We start from the raw sequence: 11,486 nt of genomic DNA on the forward strand, positions 1-11,486 counted from the left end.
GCCGGGCCGGCGGACCGCCGGCCGGGGGACCGCTCCTCGGGGGGCCGCTCGTCGGCGGACCGTTGTCGGACGGACGCAACGGGCTCCCCCTCTCTTCCCGGGCCTCGACCTCGACGGGGAGGTAGGGTAGCGCCCTCAGGGCGTTCCCGAGGCATGAAGCGGGCTGCTGGGCCAGGGGTGTCGGTGTGAGCCAGTAGAGTGATCCACTGTGGCACCACGACCCTTGCACGAACTTGTTGAGCCCGGCTGGGCGAAGGCCCTGGAACCGGTGGCCGGACGCGTCGCGGCCATGGGGGACTTCCTGCGCGCGGAGGTCGCGGCCGGCCGGACGTACCTCCCGGCGGGAGCGAACGTCCTGCGGGCGTTCCAGCAACCCTTCGACGAGGTAAGGGTCCTGATCGTCGGTCAGGATCCCTATCCGACACCGGGAATGGCGATCGGGCTGAGCTTCGCGGTATCGCCGGACGTGCGGTCGCTGCCGGGCAGTCTCGAGAACATCTACCGGGAGCTGAACACCGATCTGGGCCTGCCCAGGCCCGCCAACGGTGATCTGACCCCGTGGACCGAGCAGGGCGTCCTGCTGCTCAACCGGGCGCTCACCACCGCCCCGCGCAAGCCCGCCGCGCACCGGGGCAAGGGCTGGGAAGAGGTCACCGAGCAGGCCATCCGCGCCCTCGCCGCGCGGGGCGGGCCACTGGTGTCGATCCTGTGGGGGAGGGACGCGCGTAATCTGCGCCCGCTCCTCGGGGACTATCCGGCGATCGAGTCGGCGCACCCCTCACCCATGTCGGCGGACCGCGGCTTCTTCGGCTCGCGCCCGTTCAGCCGGGCCAACGACTACCTGGTCCGGCAGGGCGCCGCCCCCGTGGACTGGCGGCTGCCGTCCGCCCAGGAAGCGAACGCGCCGGCCGGGTAGCGCGGTCGGGCCAGAGGGCCCGGCCGGGCTCCGGGGCCCGAGCGGCCGACGCCTTCGGGCCCCGGACGCCGTGAGCACCGGTCGCGAGCCGCCCCCGCGGTCGTCGACGGTGTGGCCGTGCGCCCTCCCACCCGGTCCGTCCTGGTCCGTGCGACGTGCGGGAGGGCGCAAGCAGCCCTGGACCGAGGGTCAGTTGCGGCCGGCGGCGTTGAACATGCACTCCTCGGCCTTGTCGCGGCCGGCGTTCCAGAACGTGACCGCGGGGTTGTCGTCGATGTTCAGGAAGCTCATCCCGGCGGGCAGCGGAGCCTCGATCGGTTCGCTGTCCACGTCGGAGCCGGAGACGCGGACCTTCCGTCCGTGCGGAATCGTGACGGCACACGGACAGTGAGGTCGTGCTTCCGGTTCACCGTCTCAGGGCTGCCCTGCGGCAAGCGGCCGCACCTTCGAGGCCGGTGGGTACGGCCCTTCGGGCTTCAGCCGATTCGTTTCACGGGAGAACCGCGGCCCGGACGCACAGCACGTCCGGCAGATGCGCGGCGAGCTGCTGCCAGCTGTCGCCGTCGTCGGCCGACGCGTACACCTCGCCGTTGCGGTTCCCGAAGTACACGCCCGCCGGGTCGGCGCCGTCGTGGCACATCGCGTCGCGCAGTACCGTGCCGTAGTGGTCGCCCTGCGGCAGGCCCGCGTCGAGCGGATGCCAGCTCCGGCCCGCGTCCGTCGTGCGGTAGACGCGGCAGCGCCGGTCGGCCGGTACGCGGTCGGAGTCGGCGTTGATCGGGAACACGTACGCGGTGTCGCCCCGATGCGGATGGGCCACGACCGCGAAGCCGAACGTCGACGGCAGCCCGGCGCCGATGTCGGTCCAGTGCGCGCCCGCGTCGTCGCTGCGGTACACACCCCAGTGGTTCTGCAGATACAGCCGGTCCGGGGTCACCGCGTCCCGGGCCACCTTGTGCACGCACTGGCCGAACTCCGGGTTCGGATCCGGCAGGAACACCGCGGAGACCCCGGAGTTGGACGGGGCCCAGCTCGAACCGCCGTCCAGCGTGCGGAACACGCCCGCCGCGGACACGGCGACCGTCACCGCCCGCGGATCCCGCTCGTCGGTCAGCACGGTGTGCAGGCCCTCACCGCCGCCGCCCGGCACCCATGCGGAGCGGGTCGGATGCTCCCACAGCGGCCGGACCAGGTCGAAGGTCTCCCCGCGGTCCTCCGAGCGGTAGAGCGCGGCCGGTTCCGTGCCCGCGTACACCACGTCCGGCTCCGCGGCCGCCGGATGGAGCTGCCAGACCCGCTCCAGCGACGCCCCCGTGTCCTTGGGGAACTTGACGGCGGGCCGTGCCGGTTCGGTCCAGGTCCGGCCCAGGTCGTCGGAGTGGAACACGGACGGGCCCCAGTGCGCGCTGTCACCGCCGGCCAGCAGCCTCGGTACCGGACCGCGGGTGTCGACGGCGACCGAGTACACCGCCTGGGCGTTGAAGTAGGGGCTTTCGTCGAACTCCCAGGCGGTACCCCGCCGACGCCCGATGAACAGACCTTTGCGGGTGCCCACGGCGAGCAGTACCTCGGACATGCCGATCACCTCCGTGACGTCTTCGACGACGCCCTCGTTCCGGACATCCGCCAGTCTGCACCCCACCACTGACAGTCCCCTCAGGATCAGGCGCCGACGCAGGTCGGAGCGGAGGGGCGGAACACGAGGCAGGTGCGGCGGACCGCACCACGACCCGGTCGGCGCACGGGCGGTGGGCGGGTGCGGGCCGGCCCTCCGGACGCGGACGGCGGCCGTGCGCAGCGCCGCGTGGGCGCCGTGCACGGCCGCCGCCCTCACCGTGGGGGGCTGCCGCCGGTGGTCCTACTGGTAGGTGATGTCGGACGACGCGTACTTGCAGTAAGTACCGTCAGGGCCCGATCCGTTGCTGCTGGGCTCGGAACCGCTGTTGTTGCCGATGTACTTCTGGCAGGGGATGATCTTCTTGCTGCTGTCCCCGACGATCTTGATGTTGCGCAGGGTCACGCTGTCGCCGTAGTTGGTGTTGATGCCGGCGATCCTGCTGCCCTTCCAGCTCACCTCGATGGTGTTGAGGTTGATCGTGCGCTTGTACTGCGTCGAACAGTTGCCGCAGGAACGCACGAAGGTGCCGAAGTTCTTGACCGCGAAGTTCGACACGTTCAGCGTGCCGGCGCCGTTGAACTGGAACACCTTGTCGCTGGCTTCCTTGGCCCCGCCGCCGCTGACGGTGTAGACCGAGGACGACGACTTGCCCTTGAACGTGGCCGCGTCCTCGCCGACGTCCTCCCACCACACGTTCTGCAGCGTGCAGGAGCCCTTGCAGTGGACACCGTCGGCCGCGGGGGCGCCGAGGATGACGTTCTTCAGGACCGCGCCGTCCGCCAGCTCCAGGATCGGGCCCTGGTCCTCGTCCTGACTGCCCGAGCCCAGGTCGCCCGTGCCGTAGAGGCGCTTCATCCCGTAGTCCTTGGTGCCGGACACCGAGATGGTGGAGGAGACGCCCTCGCTGCCGTTGGGAGTCGGCCAGGTGGCGGCGCTCGCCGAGGACGCTCCGGTGGTCATGATCATGCCAACCGAGAGGCCGAGGGTGGCCAGCGCTCCGGTCAGTGCGCGCCCGCGGGCGCGTGGTCGTGTCGCGGAAGTCATGTCCCGGTTCCTTCTCTCGTGGTGTGGGGGATGCGGCGATGCGGAGGGCGCGGAGGCGCCAGGCCGCCCGGCCTCGTTCACATCGCTGAACGGAACGTAGAGGGTAAGCGCTTTCTGGTCAACGCCTTGGACATCCATATTCGGCCGTCCGGCGCGAGCGGGAGCATCGGGTGCCGAGCGGGCGGCGACGGAGTGTTCCCGGGGTCCTTCGCCTTCGGCGGTGCGGGGTGCGCGAGGAGGGGGCGCTTCTTACGGTCCCGACGGCATCCGCTGCGCTGACAGGGTGCCGTCCGCCGACCGGAGTGCGTGTTTGTTCGTATGGAAAGTGATCACGTGATTACGTGGCGCGCGTGCTCGAGGAATCTTTTCTCCATCTTTCCGATCGTTCTCCGGCGGACGGGGTGGTGTCCGTGTGGCCCGCCTGGGAGGTGCGGGAGGGCGGGCATGCGACGCGCTGGTTCCATGTGCGGCTCGACTTCGCGGACGGGGCCGGCGTCGAGGCGCTCGCCCTGGTCTCCGGGCTCTGCGTCTGCGTCGAGGACGTGCGGGCCCGGCCCGCGCTCTCCCTGGAGGACCTGGCGCTGTTCGCCGACTGGATCGAGGGGCCGCTCGCACGGGCGTGCGGCGCCGATGGCGGGCCGGGCCACGACGACGCGACAGCCGGTGACGGACCGGGCGCCGGCGGCCGGGGCGCCCCGGCCCCCGGCATCGAACCGGCTGCCGGGAGCGGGCAGGCGGCCGACGGCGAACCGGCCCCCGGCGGTGCGCCGGACTCCGAGGGCGGCTCCGTCGTCCGGGCCCGGCCGCCCGGTGCGGGGGAGCGCCGGAGCCGTGCGGTCCGGCCACGGGAGCCCGTGGGGAGGCGCCTCGTGGCACGGGAGTACCGCGCGGCCCAGGAGGAGGGCACCGATCCGGTCCTCGCCGTGATGTGCGCGACCGGATACAGCCGGCGCGGAGCGCTCAGGGTCATCGGGCGGGCGCGCGACGCGGGCCTGCTGACTCCGCGTCACGTCCGGCGGCCGTCAGAGTAGGGAGCGCATCCGGGTGATCTCGCTCGTCTGCTGGGCGACCACGTCGTCGGCCATCTCCTCGACCTGAATGTTGTTGCCCTGCGCCTTCACATCCGTGGCCATGGTGATCGCCCCCTCGTGATGGGTGATCATCAGCGTGAGGAAGAGCTGGTCGAAGGCCTTCCCCTCGGCCGCGCGCAGGTTCTTGAGCTGAGCCGGGGTCGCCATCCCGGGCATCGTCGCGTGGTCGTGTCCGTGGTCGTGGCCGTCGGCCTTCCCGGACTTGCCGTGCTTCGTCAGCCAGCCCTCCATCATCTTGATCTCCGGCTGCTGGGACGCGGCGATCCGTTCGGCCAGCTTGACGATCTTCGTCGACTCGGCGCGGTCCGCGACGAGGTCGGTCATCTCCAGGGCCTGCGAGTGATGCTCGATCATCATGCGGGTGTAGGAGACGTCCGCGGAGTTGGGGGAGTCGTCCTCGACGCGCCGCTCCGCCGCCTCCTCGGCCGACAGGGTCCGGTTCGGTTCTCCGGGCTCGCCCGGCGCGATCACCGAAGGGCCGCTCGCCGAGGCCGACTTGGCGTCGTCCGTGGCGGAGTCGCAGCCCGTGAGCCCGAGTACGGCCAGGGCGATCAGCCCGGTCGCGGCGACGGACGCGCGTGACGCACGGCGGTGGAACACGAGACCTCCTGTGGCAGGCGGGTGGCACGACACCTCGTGAGTGCTGACGACTGTCCTAGCACGCTTCCGCACGTCAGTGATCAAAAAACTTCGTTGCGAGTGTGTTGCCCACTGTTGATATGCGCATGCTCAGGACCATACTGCCGGAGCAGAACCCGTTCCGAGCCGAACGGGACAAGGGAGGAAAACAGTGATCCTGTTGAATGTTCCCCGAACCCGGCGCAGACGGCTGGGAGTTGCCGCAGCGGCCGGTGGGCTGCTCGCCGCGCTCCTGACCGCCGCGCCGGCCGCGGCGATCCCCGACCCCGGGGACGCGCCGCCCGCTTCGAAGGAGATGTCGAAGAGCGCGCAGGCCGAGGCGCGCGAGGCCATCGCGCAGGGCGAGATACCCGCCCAGGACGAGGTCGTCCACTCCGCCAACATCCGCCATGTCGCCCACGTCCCCAAGGACGCGCTGCCCGGCACCAATTCGGACCTGGCCTTCCAGGGCCGGTACGCCTTCGCCGGAAACTACGACGGCTTCACCGTCTACGACATCAGCAACCCGAAGTCGCCGAAGACGGTGTCCCAGGTGCTGTGTCCCGGATCCCAGAACGACATCACCGTCTCCGGGGATCTGCTCTTCCTCTCCACCGACTCCTCGCGCAGCGACAACAGTTGCAACAGCACCACGCAGCCTGTGACCGAGAAGTCCTCGTGGGAGGGCATGAAGGTCTTCGACATCAGCGACAAGCGCAACCCGCGCTACGTCGCCGCCGTCGAGACCGCCTGCGGCTCGCACACCCACACGCTGGTCCCCGAGGGCAAGAACGTCTACCTCTACGTCTCCTCGTACTCGCCGAACGCCGCCTACCCCGACTGCCAGCCGCCGCACGACGGCATCTCCGTCATCAAGGTGCCGCGCAAGGCCCCGCACAAGGCGGCCGTGGTCGGATTCCCGGTGCTGTTCCCCGGTGAGGGCCCCGACGGCGGCGGCAACCCGGGCGGGCCCACCAACCCGGGTGTCTCCAAGACCACGGGCTGCCACGACATCACCGTGCTGCCCTCCAAGGACCTGGCCGCCGGTGCCTGCATGGGCGACGGCATCCTGTTCTCCATCAAGAACCCCGAGCGCCCCAAGGTGATCGACCGGGTGCAGGACAACGTCAACTTCGCCTTCTGGCACTCCGCGACCTTCAACCAGAAGGCCGACAAGATCGTCTTCACCGACGAGCTGGGCGGCGGCGGCGCCGCCACCTGCAACGCGGAGATCGGACCGAACCGCGGGGCGAACGGCATCTACGACGTCGTCGGCAAGGGCGACAGGAGCAAGCTCGTCTTCCGCAGCTACTACAAGATCCCGCGTCACCAGGCCGACACCGAGAACTGCGTCGCCCACAACGGCTCGCTGATCCCGGTCAAGGGCAAGGACATCATGGTCCAGGCCTGGTACCAGGGCGGCGTCTCCGTCTGGGACTTCACCAACTCCTCGAAGCCGAAGGAGATCGCCTACTTCGAGCGGGGTCCGCTGAGCACCGGCCAGCTCGTCACCGGCGGTTCGTGGTCGGCGTACTACTACAACGGCTACATCTACTCGAACGACATCGCCAAGGGCTTCGACGTCCTGAAGATCGACGACCGGCGCACGGACCCGGCCCGCGGGGTCCATCTGCGTGAGCTCAACGTGCAGACGCAGCCGGACTACTTCGACTGAGCGTCCGGCTCGGGCCGACGGACGGGCGCCGGGGACTCCGGCGCCGCCCCGGTCGCGAAGAACCGTGACACATCCGTCCGGTCCGGCGCGTCCGTGCCACCCGTACCTTCCGAGCCGGCCGTTGCGCCCGAGTGGTTCGATCCGTCCGGCCGTTCCGTGTCGTCGAAACGGTCCGACGGGCCGCTCGCACCCGTCCCGCCGGGCACCTCGGTGTCCGGCGGGACGCCCAGTCCCCAATCGAGCCGGTACCGCTTGAACAGCTCCTCGCGCAGCACCGCGACGGGCATCGGCACACCCGGCACCAGGGCCGAGTACACGGCGCCCATCAGCAGGGCGCGCAGCATCGGATAGTCGCTGTCGACCTGCGTCGAACCGTACCGGGCGACGGTGTCGCTCAGCAGTTCCGCCAGACGACGCTGCTCGGGGCAGGGCAGGAAACCCTCGGCCTGCAACAGCCCGGCCATGTGCTGGCGCATCAGTACGGGACGGTCCCGGGCCAGGCCCAGGATCGCGTCGATGGCCCGCGCCATCCGCTCCTGCCCGTCGTCGGTTCGCGGTTCGCGCTCCAGCGCCTCGTCGAGCGTCCGGTGCATCAGGCGGTGCACGGCGGACTGCACCAGTTGGCGTTTCCCCGGGAAGTAGTACGACACCAGGCCTCGCGCGGAACCCGCGCGGTCGGCGATGTCGCCGAGCGTCGTCGCCTCGTATCCGCGCTCGCTCACCAGCTCGACGGCGGCCTGGAGAAGTCGCTCCTTCGAACGTCTCCGCAACTCTTCATTGACCGAGGCGCTGCGCGGGGACATGCTGGACTCCTGCGTTGACTGGCTGGCAGCCAACTATACTCAGCGCATCCGGTCGGGCCCCGCGTGGGTCCCTTCCGGGCTGCCGTCCTCCTCGGGCGGCGCGGGGGATCGCCCGAGGAGAACGGCGCAGCCGTCGGCGCGGGCCCGCTCGTCCGGGCTGCCGGGGCTTCGGCCCGGCGGGCCGCCGGGACCTCTCGCGGTCAAGAGCGCCGGTGCCCATGGACGCGTACGGCCACGGCCGCGGTCAGGAGGCCGAGGAGCCAGCCGCCGAGCACGTCCGTGGGCCAGTGGACGCCGAGCCAGACGCGGGTGAGGCCGACGCCGGTGACCGAGAGCACCGCCAGGGCCACGGCCCAGCCCCACAAGGCCCGGCCCACCCCGTGCCGGCGCAGCAGCCAGAGCAGGAGGCCGCAGGTGAGGGCGGCGGTCATGGCATGGCCCGAAGGGAACGCCGCGTAGTGGGCCGTGTCCACCGGATCCGGCCACACGGGACGGGCGCGGCCCACCGCCGCTTTCAGAACCTGCTGCACCATGGCCCCCACGGCGCACGTCACCACCAGCCACACCGCGGTCCACCGGGCCGCGTACCGGTACCACAGCAGCAGCGCGACCGCCCCGCACAGCAGGCGCATGGTCCATGGGTCCCAGACCCAGTCCGTCAGGACGCGGGCCGTCTGCGTCAGCCCCGGTTCGTCGACCGCCCAGCGGTGGAAGGCCGAGGCGATGTCACGGTCCAGACCGGTCAGCGGGCGCCACTTCACGGCGACCAGGATCAGCAGAAGGACCGAGCACACGGCCGGAACGCCGAGGAGAGCGGCGGACGGACGGTGCTCCGGTGGGCGGAGCGGTGCCTCGGGGGCGACGGGAGAGACGTGGGGGGAGGGCATACAGCGATACTCGCCGACCCACGGGGCTCGGAGCCAGTTCCCTCGCCCGCGGGCAGCCCGGTCGGCCCGGTCACCACCTCACCTCCGAGCCCCCGCGCCCCCAAAGCCCCCGTGCGACGCCGGACGGGCCCTATCCCAGCGCCCGCAGCCCCGGTACGAACGCCACCAGCACCGGGATCACCGGCACCAGTGAGGCCACGGCCGTCAGCCGCAGCCGGTGCCACGCCGGCAGCCGGTTCGGGGGAGTCAGCAGCCGGCGCACCCGGGCGGGGACCTGGCCCTGCGGGGACGGGCAGGGGCCGAACACCCCGCGGTGCTCGTTGAGCTCGACCAGCGCCAGGGCGGTGGTCAGCCGGCCGAAGCGGCGGGAGGCCGTGTCGTCGGCGGCGAGTTCGACCAGCCGGTGCATCTCGTCGCGGAACGCGGCGAACACCGGCACCTGCGGAAAGCCGTCGGCGAGCGCCGAGGAGCAGTGCTGCAGCCAGTCGTGCCGGGCCTGCGCGTGCCCCCGCTCGTGCGCGAGGACGGCGTCCAGCCGGCGGCCCTTCAGCCTGCGCAGCGCGGCCGTGGTGACGACCAGCCGGGGCGGGGTGCCGGGCAGCCACCAGGCGTCGGGGTGTTCGCCCTCCAGCACCACCAGCCGGCCGGCGCCGGGCTCCTCGCCGGGCAGCAGCGGCGCCCGCACCAGAAGCTCGGCCCGGCGGGCCCGCCGCCGGGCACGGGCCCGTACGACCTCGCGGACCAGCATCGTCGCGGTCCACAGCCCACCGCACGCCAGCACGACCGCGGTGGTCGCCGCCAGGGGCCCGGCCGTGCCCAGGGCGTAGGCCTCCACGACGCCGCGCGGTGCCGTCGCGAACACGGGACGGCCGACCACGTCCGAGGCGGCCGCCGCGCTGAACGTCATCGACAGGGCACAGCACAGCAGCACCGCGGCGACCACGCACTGCCACACCCACAGCGCCACCACCGGCTCACGGTCCGCCCAGTCGGCCCGCGCCAGCAACCGGGGGCCGGTGACGGCGATCAGGACACCGAGCAGCAACAGTGCCGCGGGGAGCATCATGCGTTCAGCCTATGAGCGCACGCCACTCCCGGGTACGGCTCACCGGGGCAAAGTGACGTAGGCAACGGCCTGGCCCGTCGGCCGGCCGCCGCCTGCCCGCCTCACATCGTCAGCAGCATCGCCACCATGGCGATGCCCATGGACAGCCGGCACGCCCGCGCCAGCTCCGGCCGGTCACCCCAGCCCGAGGCCTCGCCGGTCCCTGGCGTCGGGTTCCCCGCCGCAGCGGTCACCGGCACCAGTCGTACGCCTGTGACCAGCACGTATCCGGTGAAGTAGAGCAGCAGGACGCCGGTCAGCAGGGGGAGGCCCGAGCTCCCGTGCGTGTGCCCCTGCCCCGCTCCGGGGGAGACGGCCATCGCCACCGCCATGTAGACCATGGCCCCGGCGCCCAGGGGATGGTGCAGATGACGGGCGCCCGCGCGGGCCGCCCACAGGGCGTGCAGCCCCGCCGTACCGAACACCACCGCGTAGACGGGCCACGCCCACGAGGGCGGTGTGAAGGCCGCCGCCGGTACGGCCATCGCGGCCATGCCGAAGCCCATCAGCGCCTCGCCGCCCGCAGTACGGCGCTGCTCCTCGACGCTGCTGCGCATCCGCAGCAGGCAGTAGACGCCGGTCGCCGCGCAGAGCGCGACCAGCAGCCAGCCGGACGCCGCCGGTCCGTGCACGCGAACCTCCCCTCCGGGCCCGCCCCCGCCACACGGGTGGTCCCGTTCCACGGTCGGTCAAGGCATGCCCGCGCTCGAAGGAGTGCACGCGAGCGCACAGGGGTACATGGGGGGCATTCGGGGGAGCACCGCAGGTCATGAAGATGTTTTACAAGTAAAAGATCTGGTAGTCTTGCGCGTTATGAGCAGTGCGACCCCCCATCCCACCCCCGAGAAAGAGCCGGCGCCGAAGCCCCGGCGGTTCCCGCTGGTCGACGTGCTGCGCGTCGGACGGCCCTCCAACATCTGGTTCAAGCCGGCCTTCAGCGTGGTGGCCGCTGTCGCACCGCCCAGCCTGCTTCTGGTCGCTCTCGGCCGACTGGACCTCGCCGCGTACACCATGGCCGGTTCCCTGTGCGCCCTCTACGCCCACAACCGTCCGTACCACGCCCGCGCCAAGGCACTCGCGGGCGTGGTGGCCGGCATGGTCGGCGGCCTCGCCGTGGCCCTGGTCGCCGCCTCGCTCACCGGCAACGCCGTGATCCTGGTCGCCGTCGGCGCCCTGCTGGCCGCCGTCCAGAAGGTGGTCTGCGACGTCACGCGCATCGGCCCGCCCGGCAACGTGATCCTCACCTTCGTCAGCTCCGCCTCGCTGTTCGTCCCCCAGACCCTCGGGCAGGTTCCCGGCCACGTGGCACTGGCCGCGGTGGCCGGGGTCTGGGCCTGGTCGGTCGGCATGGCACCCGCACTGGTCCGGCCGCACGGCCCCGAACGCCGCGCCACCGCCGACGCCCTGAACGCCACCGCCGCGTACGTCGAGACCGGCGGCACCGGCGACGGCCACGCGCGGGCCCGTGCCTCCGCCTACGCCGCCGTGCAGGCCGCCTGGCAGTGTCTGCTCCTCACCGGCCCCCGCTCCCTCGCCACCCGCCGGGCCCTCGAACGGCTGGTCATCCGCGCCGAGATCGCGCTCGCCGCGCCGGCCGACGCCGACCCCGCCCGGCTCCGCGCCCAGGCCCGTGCGTTGCGCGGCACGGGCCGTGTCCCGGGCGCCGACGACCCCCGCTCGGAGGCCGACGAACTTCTCGGTGTGGCCGCCGAGCGCGCCATCCCCCACC

General features: G+C 71.9%; 11 protein-coding genes and 1 pseudogene. 4 read left to right on the forward strand and 8 right to left on the reverse strand.

Annotation, left to right across the window (positions count from 1 at the left end):
* Positions 1–208: 208 nt before the first annotated feature.
* The gene (locus AOK11_RS27105; RefSeq protein WP_055596346.1) at positions 209–916 is read left to right on the forward strand and encodes a uracil-DNA glycosylase; all 708 of its coding nucleotides are present in this window, start codon (positions 209–211) and stop codon (positions 914–916) included.
* A gap of 189 nt (positions 917–1,105) precedes the next feature.
* Here the strand turns inward: AOK11_RS27105 and AOK11_RS43565 are convergent, their stop codons facing one another.
* The 3 genes from AOK11_RS43565 to AOK11_RS27115 all read right to left on the reverse strand — a co-directional run bounded on the left by AOK11_RS43565 (position 1,106) and on the right by AOK11_RS27115 (position 3,578).
* Complete coding sequence (locus AOK11_RS43565) at positions 1,106–1,246, reverse strand: hypothetical protein (RefSeq protein ID WP_167353837.1); 141 nt, start codon at positions 1,244–1,246, stop codon at positions 1,106–1,108.
* A 160-nt stretch (positions 1,247–1,406) separates the two neighbouring features.
* Complete coding sequence (locus tag AOK11_RS27110) at positions 1,407–2,561, reverse strand: WD40/YVTN/BNR-like repeat-containing protein (RefSeq protein WP_055596347.1); 1,155 nt, start codon at positions 2,559–2,561, stop codon at positions 1,407–1,409.
* Between the two features lie 213 nt (positions 2,562–2,774).
* On the reverse strand, positions 2,775–3,578 hold the full coding sequence (locus AOK11_RS27115) for a pectate lyase (protein WP_055596348.1): 804 nt from the start codon (positions 3,576–3,578) through the stop codon (positions 2,775–2,777).
* Between the two features lie 404 nt (positions 3,579–3,982).
* Between AOK11_RS27115 and AOK11_RS27120 the strand changes: the two genes are divergently transcribed.
* Positions 3,983–4,609, forward strand: a complete 627-nt coding sequence (locus AOK11_RS27120; protein WP_079035112.1) for a DUF6214 family protein — start codon at positions 3,983–3,985, stop codon at positions 4,607–4,609.
* On the opposite strand, the gene AOK11_RS27125 is transcribed toward AOK11_RS27120, so the two are convergent.
* A complete protein-coding gene (locus AOK11_RS27125) occupies positions 4,601–5,269 on the reverse strand; it encodes a DUF305 domain-containing protein (protein ID WP_055596349.1) in 669 nt (222 codons plus the stop codon). The two genes, AOK11_RS27120 and AOK11_RS27125, sit on opposite strands and share 9 nt — an antisense overlap.
* Before the next feature lie 190 nt (positions 5,270–5,459).
* Here AOK11_RS27125 and AOK11_RS27130 point away from each other — a divergent pair, with 190 nt between their 5' ends.
* Positions 5,460–6,962, forward strand: coding sequence for an LVIVD repeat-containing protein (locus tag AOK11_RS27130; RefSeq protein ID WP_055596350.1), 1,503 nt, complete (start codon positions 5,460–5,462; stop codon positions 6,960–6,962).
* Here the strand turns inward: AOK11_RS27130 and AOK11_RS27135 are convergent.
* From AOK11_RS27135 to AOK11_RS27150, 4 genes are all read right to left on the reverse strand, one after another.
* A complete protein-coding gene (locus tag AOK11_RS27135; protein WP_055596351.1) occupies positions 6,950–7,765 on the reverse strand; it encodes a TetR/AcrR family transcriptional regulator in 816 nt (271 codons plus the stop codon). The genes AOK11_RS27130 and AOK11_RS27135 overlap by 13 nt on opposite strands.
* A 200-nt stretch (positions 7,766–7,965) precedes the next feature.
* Entirely contained in the window at positions 7,966–8,652 is a 687-nt protein-coding gene (locus AOK11_RS27140) for a phosphatase PAP2 family protein (RefSeq protein ID WP_055596352.1), read from the reverse strand.
* A 130-nt stretch (positions 8,653–8,782) separates the two neighbouring features.
* Positions 8,783–9,718, reverse strand: coding sequence for a M56 family metallopeptidase (locus AOK11_RS27145; RefSeq protein WP_055596353.1), 936 nt, complete (start codon positions 9,716–9,718; stop codon positions 8,783–8,785).
* Between the two features lie 101 nt (positions 9,719–9,819).
* Positions 9,820–10,389, reverse strand: a complete 570-nt coding sequence (locus AOK11_RS27150; RefSeq protein WP_055596354.1) for a DUF5134 domain-containing protein — start codon at positions 10,387–10,389, stop codon at positions 9,820–9,822.
* 181 nt (positions 10,390–10,570) lie between these two features.
* On the opposite strand from AOK11_RS27150, the pseudogene AOK11_RS27155 reads away from it, so the two are divergent.
* Positions 10,571–11,486: pseudogene (locus AOK11_RS27155) on the forward strand (FUSC family protein); the annotation flags it as partial.

The sequence above is a fragment of the Streptomyces hirsutus genome (assembly GCF_001418415.1).
GTDB lineage: Bacteria > Actinomycetota > Actinomycetes > Streptomycetales > Streptomycetaceae > Streptomyces > Streptomyces hirsutus.